Below are 19,235 nucleotides of genomic sequence, written 5' to 3' on the forward strand. Positions count from 1 at the left end.
CGCCCACCCTTGCCAGGTGCAGCCGTTCCCCCATCGCACCAGATGGGCCAGCCCGAGGCAACCCCGCTTGCCTTGGCGCTGCTACCTGCAGGTAGTCTTTGGATTCAGATGTTCACGCTGACAATCAACCAGACCGATAGCCGGCGCGATGGCGACCGGGTGCCGCAGCTGCTCAGGGACCTGCGGCACATTCCTGCGCGCCTTGATTTTGACCGGTCCGTGGAGGACGAGGTCCAGGGCATTGTGGACTGCCCGCACCAGGCGGTGGAGGCGGCCCTGATCGCGCTCCGGGACGGCTCCTGGTACGTGGGCATCGGCGTAGGGCCCGTCAATGAACCGTTGCCCAACCAGATCAAGGACGCTTCGGGCCACGGGCTGGTGTATGCCCGGCGCGCCGTGGACCGCCTGCGAAGCAGCAAGGACCGGGTTCCGGTTGCAGTGGAGGGGCCGCTGGCTGACGTGGCCCACGACGCCGAGGCCGTGCTGCGGCTGCTGGGGCATATCGTGCGCGACCGCTCCGGTGCCGAGTGGCGGGTGCTTGACCTGCTGACGCCCGGCGTGCGGGGCCAGCAGAAGGCTGTGGCCCAGGAACTCGGAATCACCACGCAGGCGGTCAGCAAGGCGGTGGCACGGGCTCAGTGGAACGAGGAGCACGCGGCCCGGCCCGCGGCAGCCCGGCTGCTGGGGTTGATCCTCGCGGTCCGGTAGGGGCTGCGGCCCCCTCAGGCCTGGGTTGCCGCCATCACCGGCTCGCCGTTGAAGTATTCGAGCTGCCAGCCGTCGATCGCGTGGTGGTGCGCCAGGTTCAGCACAGCGTTGTCGATGCTGGCCAAAGCGGTCCCTACGGCCCGGCTGAGGCTCACCCGGAGCAGTGTTCCGTGCGCGACGACGAGAACACGGCTGCCGCTGTACTCCTTGGCCAGTGCCTCCAGGGCGGCGAGACCGCGGTCAGCTGCCTCGTCCTCGCTTTCGGCGCCGCGGAAGCCCCCGGGGATGCGGAGTGCCTCCAGTTCCGGGCCCGCCTGCATTCCCTCCGCCGGTCCGAAGCTCCGCTCCGTGAGCTCCGGCAGGCGGCGGACCTCGCCCAGCCCGAGTCCGCCGGCTATCACATCTGCGGTTTCGGCAGCGCGGCTCAGCGGCGAAGACACTATGGCGTCCCATTCGTACGCCGACAAAACGTCAACGGCGTCACGCGCCTGGGCCCGGCCGACGTCGTTCAGTGGAATGTCCGTGGATCCCTGCAGGCGGCGCTGCGCATTCCAGTCTGTCTGGCCGTGGCGGATGAGGGCGAAGGTGGTGAGGGTCATGCTTTCCATTCTGCCCGACGGCGGGCTTCCGCCGGACGCGGGGACAGTCAGTTGCGCGGTCCAGCCAGCTGCGCAGCCCGGCTGCCGCGTAGGCGAAGCCCGCGTAAGGCTGCCAGCTGAACCGGAATCTCGGGAGGTTTGCCGCAGCTACAGCAGGCTGCGCAGCACGTGGGCCGCGCCGTCGTCGAACACTGAGTGGGTGACCTCGTTGGCGACGGCGATGACTTCCTCCGGCGCCTGGCCCATGGCCACTCCGCGTCCTGCCCAGGTGAGCATCTCGATGTCGTTGCGGCCGTCGCCGATGGCCACCGTGAGGTGGCGTTCGATGCCGAGCCTGCCGCGGAGGTTTTCCAGCGCGCTGGCTTTGGTCACGCCGGCGGCGGCGATGTCCAGCCACGCGGTCCAGCCCACGGAGTAGGTGACGCCGGCGAGGCCCACGTGTTCAATGGCCTCATTGAACTCTTCCGGGGTGTTTTCGGTGCTGAAGACCACCACGCGCACTGCCGTGGCTTCAAGCATGGTGTGGAAATCGACGCCGATGGCCTCGACGCCGAAACTCGGGTCCTGGAAACGCTCGGTGGACAGGAAGTTTCCGTCCGCATCCTCCAGCGCATACTTGGCAGAAGGAAGCCGCTCGCGCAGTGCCCGGAGTGCGGGTGCGGGGTCGAACGTGGCCTTGTGGATGACCTCGTAGCCGCCGTCCAGTGCCGGATGGAGCCGCAGCGTCACGCCGCCGTTGCAGCAGACGGCGTAGCCGCGCTCAATCCCGATTTTCTCGATGATGGGCAAGGTGGCGTTGAGCGAACGGCCTGTGGCGATCATCACCTCGTGCCCGGCTGCCACTACGGCCTGCGCCGATTCCCGGACACCCTGGGACATGTGGCCGTCGTGGTCCACCAGCGTGCCGTCCACGTCCAGTGCGACCATCAGCTTGCGGCCGTTGTTGTTGTTGTTATCTCGCCGGTCATCGTTGCCGGCGACTGAGGTTTCAGTCAGCGTTGTCATTCCAATAGTGAACCAGACGCCCCGAAACGCCGCTAGGACGCGCGCCACAGAGTTATTGAACAGTTGGTTAATACCCACAGGTTGTCCCCGGTGTGAGTGTTAACCTCCGTGTTCTGAGGCGTGCACCCTCCCACGGACAAAGCACCCGCGCACGCCCCGGTGCAGGGACCGTTTCCCGGTGCAGCTCGGGTGCCGCCGTTGTCCACATGGGGCAGAACCGTCCTGCCCTTCCCTCGGTGGTGCGGCGACCATGGAGGCATGCAGCTGATTGATGCCGCCGCATTGCACCGCAGTACCGGAGACTCGCGCTCGCTCCGCAGGCGGTATGCCCGCGGCGAACTGGTCCGTGTCCGCAAGGGAGTGTACGCGGCAAAGGACGAGTGGATCTCGCTGCCACCATGGGAAAGGTACCGGCAGACAATCCTTGCCGTGAACCTTGAACTGCCTTCGTCAAAGTTCTGCCTCAACACAGCCGCTGTCCTGTGGAACCTGGAGATGCTCGCTGTCCCCGACCACGTCCACCTTGCAGGTGCTTCACGGGGCCATAGGGGCCGGAGCCTTCCCACTACGTCCGCTGCTCGAATGCCATCCGGATTGTGCGGACTCGAGGGACTCACCTCCTATGGTGTCGCCCGGCATGCTTCCCGGGGACCAACCATCGCGTTCGGAGGGCTACAGATAACGCCATTGCCCGAGACGGTGGTGGCGGTCATCGCAAGCGAGAACTTTGCGGCCGGAACAGTGCTGGCCGATCATGCTATCGGCATGCGTCGTACTTCAGGCCCCCGGGTGAGCAAGGACGAGTTGCTGGGGCACGCCGCGCGTCTGGAGTCGGGCGCACGCCGGCGATGGGTCACCCAGGTGCTCAAGTTCGCCGTTGCCAACTCCGGATCAGCAGGCGAATCACTCAGCCGGGCACAGATGCACCTCCTGGGTTTCCCCGCGCCCCTGTTGCAGGCAAACTTCCGCGCGGGAGGCCACTTCATTGCCCGGACCGACTTCTTCTGGCCGCAGTTCAAACTTATTGGCGAGTTCGACGGCGACGCGAAGTACCTGCGCGATGAGTACTTGGGCGACCAGACCTCCCGCCAAGCCGTCCTGGCCGAAAAGAAGCGCGAAGACAAACTCCGTGCGGCCGGGTTCAGAGTGGTGCGCTGGGACTGGGCGACTGCTTCGGATGCAGCCAGGCTGGGCGCTGTGCTGCGGAATGCCGGGCTGCCTAACAGCGGCATCAGGGCAAAAAGAACCCTCTGACGGACTTTGCACCCGGGAATGCCCTGGTGCAAAGTCCGTCAGAGGGTGCGATGCCCCGGGAAGCAGGCGAAGCTAGAGGACCGGGAGGACCTCGAGGCCGCCCAGGTACTTCTGCAGGGCCTTGGGCACGTTGACCGAGCCGTCCGCGTTCTGGTGGTGCTCCAGCAGCGCCACGATCCAGCGCGTGGTGGCCAGGGTTCCATTCAAGGTGGCTACGGCCCGGGTGCCCTTCGCGACGCCCTCGGCGTTCACCGCGCGTTCGCGGATGTTCAGCCGGCGGGCCTGGAAGGTAGTGCAGTTGGAGGTGGAGGTCAGCTCGCGGTACGCGCCCTGGGTGGGAACCCACGCTTCGCAGTCGAACTTCCGGGCGGCGGACATGCCGAGGTCGCCGGCCGCGGTGTCAATCACCCGGTACGGCAGCTCGCACTTGGCCAGCATCTCCTCTTCCCACGCCAGCAGCCGCTGGTGCTCGGCGGCGGCCTCTTCAACGGTGGTGTAGATGAACATCTCCACCTTGTTGAACTGGTGGACGCGGATGATGCCGCGGGTGTCCTTGCCGTGCGACCCGGCTTCGCGGCGGTAGCAGGAGCTCTGGCCGGCGTAGCGGATGGGGCCGGCGGCAAAGTCCAGGATTTCGTCCGCGTGGTACCCGGCGAGGGCAACCTCGGAGGTGCCCACCAGGTAGAGGTCGTCTTCGGCGAGACGGTAGATCTCGGCGTCGTGCTTTACGTCAAAGCCGGTGCCCTGCATGGTCTCCGGGCGCACCAGGGTGGGCGTGATCATGGGGACGAAACCGGCCTCGATGGCCTGGTCCATGGCCATCTGCAGCAGCGCCATCTCCAGCCGGGCACCTACCCCGCGCAGGAAGTAGAAGCGGGCGCCGGAAACCTTGGCGCCGCGCTCCATGTCGATCGCGCCGATAAGCTCGCCGATTTCCAGGTGGTCCTTCGGCTCGAAGTCCGGGAACTCGCGGGGCGTGCCGACGGTCTTGACCACCACGTAGTCATCCTCGCCGCCCTCAGGAACGCCGTCCTCAACCAGGTTGGGGATGGTGCGCAGCAGTTCTTCCTGCTTCGTCTGGGCGGCATCGGCCTCGGCGGAGGCGGCCTTGACCGAGTTGGCCAGCTCCTTGACCTCGGCCAGCAGCGCCTTCTTTTCGTCGCCCTTGGCCTGTGCCACCTTCTTGCCGAAAGCGTTCTGCTCGGCGCGGAGGTTCTCGAAGCGGATCAGCGCCGCACGGCGGGCGGAATCCGCGGAGATGATCGCGTCCACCACTGATTCATCCGCACGGCGGGCACGCTGGCTTGCACGGTATTTATCCGGGTTTTCGCTGAGGTCTTTTACGTCGATCACCACACAAGGGTATCCAATACCGCGGAAGACGGCGGGCGGCAGCGGGCGTGCCGGACCGGAAGGCTTCGCCGGGCTACTGTTGAACCACCATGAGCGACTGGATCCTGTACCTGCTGATTGGGGTGGCCCTCGCGTTTGCCATCTCAAGCTGGTGGGGCGTGCGCAAGCTCAAGGCCCTGCACATCCGCAGTACCGTAGGCGCCGACGCGCACGAACCTGGCCTGGCCCGGCAGCGCGTGGCCGTAGTCCTCAACCCCATCAAAACCCGCGCGGGCGAAGCGAAAGGCATCATCCAGCGGGGATGTCTGGCGGCGGGCTGGGAGAACCCCGTGTTCTTCGAGACGACGGCGGAGGACCCCGGCTATTCGCAGGTCAAGGCGGCCCTGGCGTACAAGCCCGACGTCGTCCTCGTCGGCGGCGGCGACGGCACAGTCCGTGTGGTGGCCGAGTCCCTCGCGCATACGGGCGTGGCCATGGGACTCATCCCGCTGGGCACCGGCAACCTGCTGGCACGGAACGTCGACCTGGACGTCAACGACCTTCACGCCAGCGTCAATACTGCGCTTTTCGGCCGGCAACGGTACATCGACACCGCCCGGATGAGCATTGAAAACTCCTGGACCGGGGAATCAACCGAACACTCGTTCCTGGTGATCGCGGGAATCGGCATGGATGCCGAAATCCTGGCCGACACCAATGCCGGACTGAAGAGGGCCGTGGGATGGCTCGCATATACCGAGGCCGGCATGCGGCACCTCCCGGGACCCAGGAAGAAGGTCACGATTTCCCTGGACGGCAGTCCGGGGCAGGTCCGCAGCATCCGCAGCGTTCTGTTCGCCAACTGCGGCCTGATCCCCGGCGGCATCGATTTCATACCCCAGGCCATGATCGACGACGGCATGCTGGACGTAGTGGTGATGAGCCCCCGCAGTGCCGTCGGATGGCTGCTGATGTACGTCAAAATCATGTTCAAACACACCGGGAAGCTGCCCGACATGACCGTTTACCGCTCCGGGAAAGTGGTCATAAAGTGTCCGGAACCGATGCCCATCCAGCTGGACGGCGACACCTCCGGCGAGGCCACCAAGCTCACGGTCCAGGTGGAGCCGCGGTCTCTCTTGATCCGGGTCAAAGGGGAGGATTAGCGGTCAGTTGCGGCTGCGTTTGTGCTCCTCGGCAGCTTTGGCGGCGGCATGGGCCTCGGACTGCTCGCGGATCATGGCTTGTTCTTCTTCAAAGCGCAGGCGATCTGCACGGTCGGCGTCGTCGCCGTCCCAGTCCTGGTTGTCGGCAGTGGGCCGGGGGTTGACGATCATCCCCTGGCCGTCGTTTTCGGTGCCGCTGGTGGTCATGACGCGCTCCCTTCGCTAGGGGCCATCCCCCATGTGGATCAGGCAAGCATACGCATTGTCAACAGCCCGCGAAAGTACTTCAGGGGGCATTTGCGTACGCTTTGGGCGAAGCGGGCAGGGCCGTTTTCGGCGCCCTGTCATGCAGGCCGGAGAATGCCTTCCACCCACTCCCGCGCTGCGCGAAACGCCTGGTCAGCTGTGTGCGGTTCCACCACTGCGCGTTGCATGTCCGCGCGGGGATATGACCCGAGGAAGCGCGTGGCCGGGCTGAGGCGGTGGAGCCCGGCCAAGGCATCGGCCATCCGCTCGTCGCCCACGTGCCCGTCGGCGTCGATGCTGAAGAAGTAGTCCCCCAGGAACTGTCCGGTGGGCCGGGACTCAATACGGCTGAGGTTTACGCCGCGGCTGGCAAACTGGTCCAAGATCTCCATCAGGGCTCCCGGACGGTCCTCCGGAAGCGGCACCACAACGGTGGTTTTGTCCGCTCCGGTGCGCGAGGGCAGCGCGCCCGGGCGGCTGACCAGGATGAAGCGCGTCACGGCCTCCGGGTTGTCACCGATGTCCTTCGCCAGAACGGTCAGCCCGGGCTGTTCCCGGGCTACCAGGGGAGCGCAGATGGCCGCGTCATAATGGCAGGCCTCGTCCAGGAGCCCCATTGCCGAAGCGGCAGTGGATGAACCGGGTACATATTCCGCTGATGGGATATTCCTGTCCATCCACAGCCGGCACTGCGCCCAGGCATGGCCGTGGGTTGACACCCGGCGCACGTCCGCCAGCCCGACCCCCGGCCTGGCCACAAGCACGAAGCTGATGGGCACCAGGACCTCGCGGATTATCCGCAGTTCCTTGCCGCCGGCGATTGCGTCCAAGGTAGCGGTAACGCCGCCCTCCACCGAGTTCTCTATTGGGACCATGGCAGCAAACGCCGAACCGTCACGCACTTTATCCAGGGCAGCATTGACGTTCGACGACGGCACGCGGGTAGCCTGCGCGGCATCCGGCACCTGCATGAGGGCAGCCTCGGTGAAGGTACCCGCGGGCCCGAGGAAGGCATAGGTCACGGAGGACTCGGACATGAATATTCCTCGCCTACAGCACCATCGGTTTCAGCCCGTTGTCCGAGACGAGGGGCTTGCCGGCTTCCAGCCACATGTCCATGCCGCCGGAAACGTTAATGGCGGTGTAGCCCTGGCCCGTGAGCCATTGCGCCACGCGGAAGGACCTGCCGCCGGTGCGGCAAATGACGTAGACGTCCTCGTCAGGGTCGAGTTCCTCCAGACGGCCCGGAAGCTGGTCCATGGGAATGTGGAGGGCGCCCTCTGCATGCCCTGCCACCCATTCGTAATCCTCACGGACGTCCAGGATGACCGCATCATCGGGGATGTCGTTGACGGGAACGTTGTCGAAATCGCTCATGGTGATTCCTGCCTTCGCGGATCGGGGGTCGCTTTAAGCCTAGTGCTTTACCTCCCGGAGGGGCTTGCGCGCAGCCAAGTTAAGCTTCTGTGTGAACCCAAGGAGGAAAGTTGCTTCCTGAACACCGCGTCCTGGCCGCAGCCGGAGGCCGAGGCCGAACGGGCCGCGGCCATCCTGCCCTGGCCGCGGGCTCCCGTGGCTGAACTCCACGAACTGCCCGCAGTGGCCCTCCGGGACCAGCTGCGGCAGGGGAAGGTCTCAGCAGCGGAGGCGGCAGCCCATTTCCTGCAGCGGATAGACCGGCAGAACGTCCCCCTGGGCGCCTTTGTCACCGTGACGGCGGACCAGGCGATGGAGCAGGCCCGCTCCGCCGACTCACTGCGGTCCCGGATTCCGGCCGGGGAGTTGCCCCTCCTGCACGGCATGCCCTTGGCTTACAAGGACCTGACCGACGTGGAAGGCGTGCCAACCACGCACGGCAGCGCCGCGGTGGACCACAAGCCGGCCCTCAGCGACGCACCACTGGTGGCCCTGCTCCGTAAAGCGGGGGCTATTTCGCTGGGCAAGACCCAAGTGCCCGAGTTCGGGTTGACCGCCTACAGCGAAAACCGGATCGCGCCGCCGTCGCGCAATCCCCATGCCCTGAGCAGGAGCTCGGGGGGATCCTCCGGCGGCAGCGCTGCTGCTGTGGCCGCCGGGCTGATTCCTTTCGCGCCGGGGACCGACGGCGGTGGATCTGTCCGGATTCCCGCTGCAGCCTGCGGACTGGTGGGGCTCAAGCCCGGCCGGGGCCTGGTCCCGGCCGGGGAAAGCCTCGGGGATCCCGCCCGGCTGGTGGTGGCCGGCCCCATCGCAAGGACCTCCGCCGATGCCGCACTTATGATGGACGCCCTGGTGCCCGCCGGGCCCTCCTCCGCAATGTCCACGCCCGCTGCACGCACGCGCGGCATGCCCGGGGATGTTCCCGAAAAGGACGGCGGCTACCTCGCGGCGTTGAAGCAGGAACCAGCGAAGCTCCGAATCGGGATTACGCTGGACAGCCCGTGGTCCGGGACGTTTCCTTTCAGCCCCGAGCAGGAAGCGCTGGATGCCCTCAATGCGGGCATCCGCCTGCTTGAACATGCCGGGCATTCCCTCGGCGAGGCTTCCATCCGCTATGACAACCGCTACCCGGACGCCTTCACGACGGCCTGGACTGCGGCAGTGGGGACGGCCAGGATCAGCCCGCACCGTGAGGCGCTGCTGGCTCCCCTGACCCGCACCTTCCGGCGTCGGGCACAGCAGCGCAGCCCGGCGAAACTCGCTGAATCCCTGGCCTTCCTGCGGCAGTTCCAGCACGATACTGTGGCGCAGTACGCCCGGTGGGACCTGATGCTGATGCCGGCGCTCGCGCAGACGCCGCGTCCGGTGGGCTGGTTCACCGGCATGCACGGCGGCGACCGGTGGCCCGCGGCCCAGTGGCCGGGGGACGCCGACGGGGACTACCGCAAGCAGTGCGAGTACGCGCCATGGTCCTCCGTGGTCAATGTCTGTGGCCTGCCGGCCGTCACCCTTCCTGTCCACTGGACCGGAGGAGCACCCGGCCAGGGATTGCCGATGGGCATCCAACTGGTGGGGCCGGCCGGTTCCGAGGCCCTCCTGCTCCAGGTGGCCAATCAGTTGGGGTACTAAAAGCCGCGTGGAGGGCTTGTTGACCTGGATCTAACACCCGCTTAATGCTGCCGTAACCGTGCGGGACCAGACTGGCAGAGTCCGCCCGGCTTTCGCTTCCCTTATCCGGCTATCACTCAACGAGGAGTTGCCGACCATGAATGCTGAACACTCCCGCGCCGCTGCCAGCGAAACACCCCACGGAGCGAACCCGGCCAGGCCGGACCTGAACAACGCCACCATCCGGGAGGACCTGGCCGAGAGGGGCCGCTGCGGCATGGTCCACCTGCCCACTGGACGGACCTGCCTCCTGCCCCTCCGGCACCATGGCCCGTGCGAGTTCCACCGCCCGCAGGAGGCCGAGGACGTGATCACGGCGGACAACCACCCTTCGGGCATGACTGAACAGTGACGCCGCAGAGGCTTTGCGCAAAAGGTGTCGACTCCCCACGGAAACGGGAGGACGATTAAAGGGCAGTCACTGTAAGGAGGTCTGTGATGTGCTATTCATCCAGCAAGGACTTCGGGTGGGGCGATAGGAAGGAAACCCGCCGCCGGCCTGAAGCCAAGCAGGACACCCCGGAAACCCCGGTAGAGACGCCGGAGAAGACAGTCAAGGCGCAGGACTTCACGTTCTGGGCTTTCCCGGCCTGGTGGAAGACACCGAAGCCCGGCACCACCTCTGCTGAACGGCGCAGGGAGAGGGTATGACGCTGGCGCAAAGTCCGTGGAAAAGTCAACGGAGGGGTCTTCGCTGAGGGCCCTTCCGCTGTCTTCCGGACGCGGTCCCGGCGAAACCCCTGACATTGCGGACGACCTTTGCCGCCGAACCGCGGCGGGAAAGTGGGGTCCGCCGCCGTACTGACAACGCACTGGCCCCGCGGATCGCAGCCCGCCCCGGACGGCACTGTTACCCGGTGGACTCTTGTGGCGGACGAAGCGGGTGAGCTGACGACCGTCGAAGAGCGAATATGAGGTGCCGGAGCGCCGGGGCTCAGCGGAACTGGCGTTGTGCCTGCCGAACCCCGCCCGCTAAGGTGGCATTGTAAGCATGCTTAGCATTTTGGAAGGGGACACGAATGAGTGCTGGACAGTACACGCCGGGGCCTGAGGGGCAGCCGGAGCCGAGTGGTGAAGGAATGCCGCCGGCGGACCGAACCGGCACTGCGGCTGCGCCGAATGCGCGGCCGGCAAGCGGCTCGCCCGTTACCCCCAGTCCTACAACACGTACCCCGGCGGCTGCGGATCAGCCCCGGGTGACGCGCGCAGGGGTGGTGTGGGCTGCCGTGGTGGCGGCCCTGGTGATCCTGATCCTGCTGATCATCTTCATCCTGCAGAACCAGGACCAGGTGGTGGTCCGCTACTTCGGGCTGGAAGGAATGGTCCCGCTGGGCATGGCCTTGTTCATCGCCAGCGTGACCGGCGGCGTCCTCGTTGCGATGGCGGGCGGCGCCCGCATCCTCCAGCTGCGCAGGAACGCCCACCGCGCGAGGGTCCAGCAGCGGAGGTAGCGCGCGGAGGGGCCATGTCACCCCGCGCCCAGGCTCCGATACTTCGCGGACCGCGCGGCAACGAGGCCTGGAACCGGAAGGCCAGCGAGCGAGCCCAGCTCATACTCGATGGCCTTTGCCATGCGCCGGCAGAATTCGCGCGGCTCCAGGGAGGCGTCGTCCCGCTCATCCACGATGTGGTCCACGAGGCCGTTGGCGTACAGCGATGCGACGTTTACGCCCTGCGCCTGGGCCATCGCGGGGGCATGTGCCGTTGTGCGGTGCACGATGGCGCTGGCACCCTCGGGAGGCAGCGGTGAGAGCCAACTGTGCTGCGCCGCAATGGTCCGGTCCGCCGGCAGCAGCGCCAGCGCCCCTCCCCCGGCGCCCTGGCCGAGCAGCACGGAGACCGACGGGGCGGCCAGGCCAATGAGTTCGTGGAGCGAGCGCGCGATCTCCCCTGCCAGCCCGCCTTCCTCCGCATCCTGCGAGAGCGCCGCACCCGCCGTATCGATGACTGTGAGCAGCGGCAGCCGCAGCTCCTCGGCCAGCTTCATACCGCGGCGCGCTTCCCGCAGGGATCCGGGCCCCATGCCGGCAGCGTCCCTGCGGAGCGGCCGGGCGTGGCCCAGGACGATGCAGGACTGGCCGCCGAAGCGGGCCAGGGCCAGCAGCAGCCCCGGGTCCTTCTCCCCCTGGCCCGTTCCGTTGAGGGGCAGGGCATCCACTGCGCCGTATTTCAGGAGCTGCCGAAGGTCAGGACGCCGGGGACGCCGGGAGATGCCGATCGATGTCCACGCATCCACGGGAGCAGGCCGGACGCCAAGCGTCGCGGGCTTCGCCGGAACGCCGGCCCGCTTCGCGCACAGGATGTCCAGGGCCCTGGCCACCAGGTCGGCGAGGTCGGCAGGCTCCACCACGCCGTCGATCAGTCCCTTGTTGAACAGGTTCTCCGCTGTCTGTACGTTCTCCGGGAAGGCTTCGCCGTGCAGGGCCTCGTAGACCCGGGGGCCGAGGAATCCCAGGAGGGCGCCGGGCTCTGCCACGTTGATGTGGCCTAGGGATCCCCACGAGGCCATGACGCCGCCGGTGGTGGGGTGCCGCAGGTAGACCAGGTAGGGAAGGCCGGCCTGGCGGTGCGCCCGCACGGCCCCGGTAATTTTCACCATGGACAGGAAGGCCAGTGTCCCTTCCTGCATCCGGGTGCCCCCGGACGCAGGGCCGGCCAGCAGCGGCAGCCCCTCAGCCGTGGCCCGCTCGACGGCGGCCACGATCCGCTGGGCCGCCGCGTGGCCGATCGATCCCGCCAGGAAGGAAAACTCACTGACGATCACCGCCACCCGGCGCCCCCGGATGAGCCCGGCGCCCGTGATTACGGACTCGTCCGTACCGCTCCGGCCCCTTGCCTTGGCGAGGTCGCGGAAGTACTCCCCGGACAGCGGCGGCTCCTGCACCGGCGTGTCCCAGGAGACGAAGGAACCCTGGTCCACCACGTTGTCCAGCAGTTCGGCGGCGCCCAGGTGCCGCACCTTTTCCGTCGTCGCCATGCTATTTCGCCCCCGCGGCTACAGCACCGAGGCCCAGCCACTCGCGGATGGCCTGCCCGTCCTCGTCCAGCAAGGGCGGCGCGTCGTGTTCGGTGACGGTGGTTTCCGCAGCGTCACCGGCGGCAAAGAACCTCAGCGGCGGCCCGGGCAGGCTGACGTTGCCGAGCAGCGGGTGGTCGACGTCCACTACCAGGCCCTGGGACGCAACCTGTTCCCACGCATACACCTCGTCAAGCGAGCGCACCTTGCCTGCGGGGATCCCGGCGTCGTTCAGCTTCTGCAGCAGCTCTGCTGCCCCGTAGCCGGCAAAGGCGCGTTCGACGGCGGCAATCACGCCGGAGCGGTTCCCCACCCTTTCGGCGTTGCTGGCAAAGCCGGGCGCCGCCGCGTCCAGGCCGAAGGCCGCGGCGAACGAGGCCCACAGTTTTTCGCTGCCGACGCTGATCTGCACGCTCCCGTCCCGGCAGGCAAAAAGGCCATAGGGAGCAATGGACGGATGGTGGTTGCCCTGCGCCTGCGGAACTTCCCCTGCCACCGTGGTGCGGGTGCCCTGGAACGCGTGCACCCCGATCAGTGATGCCAGCAGTGAAGTCCGCACTACCTGCCCGCGGCCGGTCCTGTCCCGTTCAACCAGCGCCGCCACCACTCCGAACGCCCCGTTCATGCCGGAAAGCAGGTCGGCAATGGGAACCCCGACGCGCTGGGGGTCGTCCGGCCCTGACCCCGTGAGGGACATGAGCCCGGCCTCGCCCTGCAGGATCTGGTCGTAGCCGCTGCGCCGGGATTCCGGCCCGTCGTGGCCAAACCCGGTGATGGAGAGGATTACCAGGCGCGGGTTGAGTTCGTGCATGGCGGCCGTGGAGAAGCCCAGCCTGTCCATCACCCCGGGACGGAAGTTCTCGATCACCACGTCGGCGCGCTCCAGCAGCCCCCGCAGCACCGCCTGGCCATCTCCGCTCTTCAGGTCCAGGCTGATGGATTCCTTGTTGCGGTTGCAGGACATGAAGTAGGTGGACTGGGGGTCCTCAGGGGGGCCCACGAAGGGCGGGCCCCAGCCGCGGGTGTCGTCCCCGGTGCCGGGGTTCTCCACTTTGATGACGCGGGCGCCCAGGTCCGCCATCATCATGCCGGCATGCGGTCCGGCCAGGGCCCGGCTCAGGTCCACCACGAGGTGGCCGGACAAGGGTCCTTGCGTACTGTCGGTTCTGCTCATGCGCTGGTTCCTTTTCTGGTGGAACGGGAAAGGCGGGTGCGGAGGTTACGTGGCTAGAGCCATCCGGGGACCACCAGGGCGAGCCAGGCAAGGACGGGCCCTGCGACGATGACGATGCCGCTGTAGCCCAGGATCTGCTTGTAGAACCGGTCCTTGTCCACGCCCTCGGGCGCGTTGGCCAGGACCAGCGCACCGTTGGTGGAGAAGGGCGAAACGTCCACGATGGTGGAGGCAACTGCCAGGGCGCAGATCACGCCGACCGCTCCGATTTCGCCGGTGGACAGGAACGGCACCGCGAGCGGGATGAGTGCGGCGAGGATGGCAGTGGACGATGCGAAGGCGGAGACCACGGCACCGATGAAGCAAATGAGCAGGGCCGCCAGCAGCGGCATGCCCAGGCCGGCCACGCCGTTGGAGACGAACTCGATGGTTCCGGCTTCCTCCAGCACTCCAACGAACGTCAGCATGCCGCAGATCAGAAGCACGGTGGACCAGCTGATCTTGTTGATGGCGCCCTTCTGGGCAGCGGGCGAGACGAGCGCCACCACGATGGCAATGGTGATGGAGACAAATCCAACGTCCACCTTGAAGCCGAGGGCGATGACGGCCAAGGCGATGAGGCCGGCGATGGTCACCAGCTGCGGGACGCGCTCGGAGCGCTCCTTGGTGGCTGCCACGCCGTCGCCTGCCGGATCCCGGGGTCCGTACATGCCGGAGCCGAAGCCCTTGAAGGGGACGTCGCCGGACTTGGCCCCGACGCTGACAGCCATCCGCGCTTCGGCTGCCTGCTCCACGAAGTGGCTCACCTTGGAGGACAGCAGTGCACGGCCGCCCAGGACCACAAAGAGCACCAGGGCGATCACGAGGTTGAAGACGAGGCTGGACAGGAACAAGGCGGTGGGGCTGAAGTCCAGGTCGGTTTTGGCGAGGATGCCGTTCACCGTGACGCCGTACACGGCGATGGGCGAGAACCCGCCTGCCTGCGCTCCGTGGATCACCATCATGCCCATGAGCAGGGGCTTGATCCTGTACTTCCCGGCGAAGCTGAGGGCGATCGGGGCAATGATGGCGACGGCGGCCGGAGACAGGGCGCCGACGGCCGTGATGACGGCGGTGATGGCGAACATGACCCAGGGAATCAGGGCTACGCGGTTGCCCACCAGCCGCACGGCGCCCCTCACCAGTAGGTCGATGGTGCCGTTGTTCTGGGCGATGGCGAAGAGGTACGTGACGCCGACGATGGTCAGGAACAGGCCGCCGGGGAAGTTGGCCAGGATGTCACTGGTGGACATTCCCAGCACAACGGTACCCAGCAGGAAGGCGCCCACGAACGCAAGGGCGCCCATGTTCAGGGGCAGGACGGTGGCGAGCAGGAACATCGCCGCAAGAATGATGATGGACAAAACAGGAGCGGACATCGTTGGTCCTCCGTTGGACGAAAGTGTGACGTGAGTTACTGGCTCACTGGACTAGCCTCCTAGAGACCGAGTCTATCTGTCAATAGGAGAAGGCTGTATTGTGGAGGGACCGACGACGTAGCGAGGGCTTTGTGGAGAAGGCATCACGGCTGGGACTGGAACGAATCACGCGGCCCCGGCTGTACGAACAGCTCGTGGAGCAGATCCTGTCCTACATCGAGTCTGCCCAGCTGCGGCCCGGCGACCTGCTGCCGGCGGAGCGCGACCTTGCCGAGCGCCTCGGCGTTTCCCGCGCCACGCTAGCCCAGGCCCTCGTTGCCCTTGAGGTGCTCGGGGTGATCGACGTGCAGCACGGTACCGGCGCCGTCCTGGCCCGGCGGCCCAGCGTGGCCTCGGTCATCAAGGGCCTGCGGGAGCACCAGAGCCGGCTGCCGGAAATCGTGGAGGCGCGCAGCACCCTTGAAGTGAAGCTTGCCGCCCTCGCCGCTGTCCGGCGTACCGATGAAGACCTGGCTGCCATCGACGAGGCGCTCGAGGTCATGGCGAAGGAGATCAGCGACGGCGACCGCGGAGCCCGCGGCGACGAGCTGTTCCACCAGGCGATTACGGCGGCAGCGCACTCCTCGGTGCTGGCGCAGCTCATGGCCTTCATCGCAGAAATGATTTTGGAGACCAGGATGGAATCCCTCGGCCAGCCGGGCCGGCCCGAGCAGTCCCTCGCCTCCCACCGCAAGATCGCCGATGCCGTCAGGGGGCAGGATGCCGACGGCGCCGCCGAAGCCATGCTTGCCCACATCGAGCTGGTCTCGGACGTGGAGCTGCTCCGCTGACGCGCGGGTAGCGCGCGCTTATTGACCCCGCGGTGCGGCGGTTTTACACTCTGGACATCGCATCCTGCTTCCGGCCAAATTTGCCGGCAGTTCCTCATCACAGGCGCCTGACGCCTTCCATATCTTCCTTATCCCCGGGGGCTTAGCCCCTTAAGCGGAAGAGCACCGACGATGTCCACAGTCCATGAGAACACCAGGGAACTGGCGGTACAGCAGGCACTGCACGAGCTGCGCGGGAAGCTGTCCGGCTCCCTGATCGAGCCCCATGACCCCCTGTACGAGGAAGCCCGGCGGGTGTGGAACGGCATGGTCGACCTCCGGCCGCGAGCCGTCGTCCGGGCCGGGGCCATGCCGGATATTGACGCCGTTCTGGACGCAGTGCGGCGCACGGGGTTGGCGTTGGCCGTCCGCGGCGGCGGCCACAATGTTGCAGGACACGGCACTGTTGACGGCGGACTGGTCCTGGATCTGGGCCAGCTCAAGCGCGTCCAGGTCTACGCCGGCAGCAAACTGGTGACCGTTGAACCCGGAGCCACCCTTGCCGACGTCGACCGCGAAACTGCCGCCCACAACCTTGCCGTCCCCCTGGGAGTGATTAGCGGAACAGGCGTGGCAGGACTGACGCTCGGCGGGGGCGTGGGCTGGCTGACGCGGTCAAGCGGCCTGAGCCTGGACAACCTGGAATGCGTGGACATCGTCACCGCCACCGGAGAACACCTGCACGCCGCCGCCCACGAGAACCCGGAGCTGTTCTGGGGCCTGCGCGGCGGCGGCGGAAACTTCGGCGTGGTGACGTCCTTTACCTTCCATGCCCGCGCGCTGCCGCCGGCCCCGCTGGGCGGGAACCTGTTCTACCGGCGGGAACACTGGCGGAACGCCCTCCTTGCCTTTGCCGACTGGACCCGGAACCTGCCCGATGAAATGAACCCGATCGTCTCGTTCCTGGTCTTCCCTGCGGAATTCGGAATGGGCAGCGACCCGTGGATGATCATCGGGTTTGCGTGGGTCGCGGAGGACCACGGGGCCGGGCTCGCCCTTGTCGACCGGCTCCGGGCCGGCGCTCCGCCCGACGAAGAGGAAGTCGGCCCCACCTCCTGGCTGGACTGGCAGAGCGCCATGGACAGCGTCTTTCCCAAAGGCTCGCGCGGTTACTGGAAGAACGTCTCCTTTTCCCGCCTCGATGAGGACTCGGTGGATGTCCTGCTGGGTTTCGCCTCCGAGCTTGCGTGGGAAGGCACCGGCATCGATATCCACCATATGGAAGGGGCGTTCGGACGGGTACCTGACGATGCCACGGCGTTCCCGAACCGGTCTGCCCGGTATTGGCTGAATGTCTACGGGTTCTGGCGCGATCCCTCCGAGGACGAGCGGCTGACCGCGTTCGCCCGCAAAGCACACGGGCTCATGCAGCCCTTCGCAGAGCACGGGGAGTACGTCAATTTCCTGGGTGCGGAAGTCGGGCTCAAGGGGCCGGATGCCGCTCGCGCGGCGTACGGACCGGAGAAGTTCCAGCGGCTGTCAGCCCTGAAGGACCGGTACGACCCCCACAACATCTTCCGCCTTAACCACAACATCCCGCCGACGCAGGCTCCGCGAGGCTGAACGCACGGCGGCGTGAACGCACGGCGTAAAGACACGCTTTAGACGCACGACGGCGGCCCGGGCGCGGGAGCGCCGGACCGCCCCAGCGGCTGGTTCAGGCGGTTGGCCTGGCCCATGACTGGCGTTCAGTACATGTTGCCCGAACCGCTGGTGGTGCCGGCTATGGTCATCCCGATGATGGCCAGCAGCCAGAGCGCACCGTAGCCCAGCAAGCACAGGTAGCCCAGGACCAGGCCGGCGATGGACATGCCCCTGCCCGCCGGTTCCCGCTTGAGCGCCATGTGTCCGGTGATGATCGCGGCGACCTGCGGCAGCAGGAGCCAGCCCATGATGACGGAGGCGATCCCGCACACCATGCTGGCAATGCTCAGCGTTTTCGGCTCCGCCTGCATGCCGTAGTACGCCGGCTGGCCATAGGGGCTGGCAGGCTGGCCGTACGGGCCCGGCTGCTGGGCATAAGGGCTCGGCTGCTGGCCGTACGGCGTCGGGTACTGGCCCGGTTCGCCGTAGGCGTCCTGACCGGAAGCGCCCTGCCCATAGCCGGCCTGCCCGTAACCACCCTGCCCGTACTGCGGCTGCGGTGGTGTCCCGCCGGCGGAGGGCGCGGCGAAACGGGGCGGCTCAAAGCCCGACGGCGCGGCGGACTCGGGCTGTCCGGATTCGGGACGCTGGCTGGGCTGGTCGGACATGGTTTTCCCCCTTGGATTTTGTTCCAGCCTACTCCCGGCCGGTTGGGGGATCTATTGTCCCCAGTAGGGCAGGACGTACACCGCAAAGATCACAAAAGCGGCAAGGAGGGCAAGCCTTCCTGCGCCGCCAGCTCCGTGCTGGCGCGCCGCCGAGCCGGCACCGTGCCGAGCCGAATTGTGCCGCCGGACCGGGCCAAGTCCGGCCGGCATGGTCCCGGAGGGGTTGTCCTGGACCACCGGACGGGACGGCGAGGCCGCCCTCGGGGCAACACCTGCTGGCCCTGCTCCATCACTTGCGGACGTTCCGGCGGGCGGAACCGCAGTTCCGGGCCGTATGCTCCGCAGCGCCGTGATGCCGGCTTCCTGTTCGTGGGTCAGCTCCTGGCCGAGGTGTTTGTACAGACCCTCCACGGCCTGCCGGTCTAGGACCGCAGGCAGGGCTTCTATTGCCCCCACGACGCGGCCGGTTCCGGCCACTGCAACATCCGAGTTCGTCACGCCGAAGAGGTCCGGCTGGGCAGCCATGCAGATTAAGGGACGCACCAGCCTCCGGTGCGTCGGGGGAACCACGGACGTCACGGCGGCGCACTGGGCCAGCGCCCCCTCCACGGCCTGGGTCCGGGCGTATCGTCCCTGCCACAGCACGCCGGAGGCAACACGGACCTCCCCGGTCCAGTCCTTGCAATCCACCACAACCACGCCGCCCGGCCCCACCAGGACGTGGTCCAGGCTTGCCTTGGGCCGGCCGGGCCAGTGGACATCATGCAGCACGTGCCAGCCCAACGGCACCAGCTCGCCCAGCTTCTCGGCTACTGCCGTCGTGCCCTCGGCGCCTGCCTTCTCGGCGCCCGCGTCCCACGGCTTCGTGGAACGCTCCGCTTCGTCGAGCCGGCGCTTGAGCCTGGCCACCCTCTCCGCGGCCAGCCTGGACTGCTCGGCTGCCCCGTCTCCTGCCCCCATGGCGTCCCTGCTTCCCTGCCGGAAGGACGACGGCGGCCGCCCGCCGTCGTGCCTTGCTTCCATACGTTTTGCCGGATTTTTTCGAAGGTAACAGGGCACGCAGGCAGCGGTATATAAGTACTTTCCGGGGCAGTACTCAGGTTGACTAC

The 19,235-nt window shown here is 67.1% G+C and carries 20 protein-coding genes; 9 read left to right on the forward strand and 11 right to left on the reverse strand.

Annotated elements, in window-relative coordinates:
• Positions 1-108 precede the first annotated feature (108 nt).
• Positions 109-708 carry a hypothetical protein gene (locus tag ACQ3DC_RS14055; RefSeq protein ID WP_157239772.1) on the forward strand — a complete coding sequence of 200 codons (600 nt, stop codon included), beginning with the start codon at positions 109-111 and terminating at the stop codon, positions 706-708.
• Between the two features lie 14 nt (positions 709-722).
• Here the strand turns inward: ACQ3DC_RS14055 and ACQ3DC_RS14060 are convergent, their stop codons facing one another.
• Both ACQ3DC_RS14060 and ACQ3DC_RS14065 read right to left on the reverse strand, forming a co-directional pair.
• Entirely contained in the window at positions 723-1,307 is a 585-nt protein-coding gene (locus ACQ3DC_RS14060) for a histidine phosphatase family protein (RefSeq protein WP_157239774.1), read from the reverse strand.
• A 147-nt stretch (positions 1,308-1,454) separates the two neighbouring features.
• The gene (locus ACQ3DC_RS14065) at positions 1,455-2,312 is read right to left on the reverse strand and encodes an HAD family hydrolase (RefSeq protein WP_323057826.1); all 858 of its coding nucleotides are present in this window, start codon (positions 2,310-2,312) and stop codon (positions 1,455-1,457) included.
• A gap of 258 nt (positions 2,313-2,570) precedes the next feature.
• Here ACQ3DC_RS14065 and ACQ3DC_RS14070 point away from each other — a divergent pair, with 258 nt between their 5' ends.
• A complete protein-coding gene (locus ACQ3DC_RS14070) occupies positions 2,571-3,566 on the forward strand; it encodes a hypothetical protein (protein ID WP_430752515.1) in 996 nt (331 codons plus the stop codon).
• 72 nt (positions 3,567-3,638) lie between these two features.
• Here the strand turns inward: ACQ3DC_RS14070 and serS are convergent, their stop codons facing one another.
• Complete coding sequence (gene serS / locus ACQ3DC_RS14075) at positions 3,639-4,919, reverse strand: serine--tRNA ligase (protein WP_430752516.1); 1,281 nt, start codon at positions 4,917-4,919, stop codon at positions 3,639-3,641.
• An 89-nt stretch (positions 4,920-5,008) separates the two neighbouring features.
• Between serS and ACQ3DC_RS14080 the strand changes: the two genes are divergently transcribed.
• Positions 5,009-6,064, forward strand: coding sequence for a diacylglycerol/lipid kinase family protein (locus tag ACQ3DC_RS14080; protein WP_430752517.1), 1,056 nt, complete (start codon positions 5,009-5,011; stop codon positions 6,062-6,064).
• A 3-nt stretch (positions 6,065-6,067) separates the two neighbouring features.
• Here ACQ3DC_RS14080 and ACQ3DC_RS14085 read toward each other — a convergent pair whose 3' ends face one another.
• The 3 genes from ACQ3DC_RS14085 to ACQ3DC_RS14095 form a co-directional block, all read right to left on the reverse strand.
• Positions 6,068-6,271, reverse strand: coding sequence for a hypothetical protein (locus tag ACQ3DC_RS14085; protein WP_157239781.1), 204 nt, complete (start codon positions 6,269-6,271; stop codon positions 6,068-6,070).
• A gap of 137 nt (positions 6,272-6,408) precedes the next feature.
• Positions 6,409-7,347: a prephenate dehydratase gene (gene pheA / locus ACQ3DC_RS14090; protein WP_430752518.1), complete on the reverse strand. Its 939-nt coding sequence runs from the start codon at positions 7,345-7,347 to the stop codon at positions 6,409-6,411.
• A 13-nt stretch (positions 7,348-7,360) separates the two neighbouring features.
• The gene (locus tag ACQ3DC_RS14095; protein ID WP_157239784.1) at positions 7,361-7,687 is read right to left on the reverse strand and encodes a rhodanese-like domain-containing protein; all 327 of its coding nucleotides are present in this window, start codon (positions 7,685-7,687) and stop codon (positions 7,361-7,363) included.
• A 195-nt stretch (positions 7,688-7,882) separates the two neighbouring features.
• Here ACQ3DC_RS14095 and ACQ3DC_RS14100 point away from each other — a divergent pair, with 195 nt between their 5' ends.
• The 4 genes from ACQ3DC_RS14100 to ACQ3DC_RS14115 all read left to right on the forward strand — a co-directional run bounded on the left by ACQ3DC_RS14100 (position 7,883) and on the right by ACQ3DC_RS14115 (position 10,848).
• Positions 7,883-9,358 carry an amidase gene (locus tag ACQ3DC_RS14100; protein ID WP_321215046.1) on the forward strand — a complete coding sequence of 492 codons (1,476 nt, stop codon included), beginning with the start codon at positions 7,883-7,885 and terminating at the stop codon, positions 9,356-9,358.
• A 136-nt stretch (positions 9,359-9,494) separates the two neighbouring features.
• Positions 9,495-9,749: a hypothetical protein gene (locus ACQ3DC_RS14105; RefSeq protein ID WP_321215045.1), complete on the forward strand. Its 255-nt coding sequence runs from the start codon at positions 9,495-9,497 to the stop codon at positions 9,747-9,749.
• 86 nt (positions 9,750-9,835) lie between these two features.
• Positions 9,836-10,048, forward strand: a complete 213-nt coding sequence (locus ACQ3DC_RS14110) for a hypothetical protein (protein WP_157239786.1) — start codon at positions 9,836-9,838, stop codon at positions 10,046-10,048.
• 545 nt (positions 10,049-10,593) lie between these two features.
• A complete protein-coding gene (locus ACQ3DC_RS14115) occupies positions 10,594-10,848 on the forward strand; it encodes a lipopolysaccharide assembly protein LapA domain-containing protein (protein ID WP_321215043.1) in 255 nt (84 codons plus the stop codon).
• Between the two features lie 17 nt (positions 10,849-10,865).
• Here the strand turns inward: ACQ3DC_RS14115 and ACQ3DC_RS14120 are convergent, their stop codons facing one another.
• From ACQ3DC_RS14120 to ACQ3DC_RS14130, 3 genes are read right to left on the reverse strand one after another with little or no spacing between them, the layout of a single operon-like run.
• On the reverse strand, positions 10,866-12,374 hold the full coding sequence (locus ACQ3DC_RS14120; RefSeq protein ID WP_430752519.1) for a carboxyl transferase domain-containing protein: 1,509 nt from the start codon (positions 12,372-12,374) through the stop codon (positions 10,866-10,868).
• Position 12,375: 1 nt separating this feature from the next.
• Positions 12,376-13,587, reverse strand: a complete 1,212-nt coding sequence (locus tag ACQ3DC_RS14125; protein WP_430752520.1) for a CaiB/BaiF CoA transferase family protein — start codon at positions 13,585-13,587, stop codon at positions 12,376-12,378.
• Positions 13,588-13,640: 53 nt separating this feature from the next.
• Entirely contained in the window at positions 13,641-15,005 is a 1,365-nt protein-coding gene (locus ACQ3DC_RS14130; RefSeq protein WP_157239794.1) for an SLC13 family permease, read from the reverse strand.
• Positions 15,006-15,136: 131 nt separating this feature from the next.
• Here ACQ3DC_RS14130 and ACQ3DC_RS14135 point away from each other — a divergent pair, with 131 nt between their 5' ends.
• Positions 15,137-15,835: a FadR/GntR family transcriptional regulator gene (locus ACQ3DC_RS14135; protein WP_323057818.1), complete on the forward strand. Its 699-nt coding sequence runs from the start codon at positions 15,137-15,139 to the stop codon at positions 15,833-15,835.
• Positions 15,836-16,006: 171 nt separating this feature from the next.
• Positions 16,007-17,437 (forward strand): FAD-binding oxidoreductase, encoded by a 1,431-nt coding sequence (locus ACQ3DC_RS14140; RefSeq protein ID WP_430752521.1) that lies wholly within the window; start codon positions 16,007-16,009, stop codon positions 17,435-17,437.
• Between the two features lie 125 nt (positions 17,438-17,562).
• On the opposite strand, the gene ACQ3DC_RS14145 is transcribed toward ACQ3DC_RS14140, so the two are convergent.
• Entirely contained in the window at positions 17,563-18,126 is a 564-nt protein-coding gene (locus ACQ3DC_RS14145; protein WP_430752522.1) for a DUF4190 domain-containing protein, read from the reverse strand.
• Between the two features lie 51 nt (positions 18,127-18,177).
• Positions 18,178-19,149, reverse strand: coding sequence for an NERD domain-containing protein (locus tag ACQ3DC_RS14150; RefSeq protein ID WP_430752523.1), 972 nt, complete (start codon positions 19,147-19,149; stop codon positions 18,178-18,180).
• Between the last annotated feature and the right edge of the window lie 86 nt (positions 19,150-19,235).

This window comes from Paenarthrobacter sp. NEAU-H11 (assembly GCF_050573415.1).
Lineage (GTDB): Bacteria > Actinomycetota > Actinomycetes > Actinomycetales > Micrococcaceae > Arthrobacter.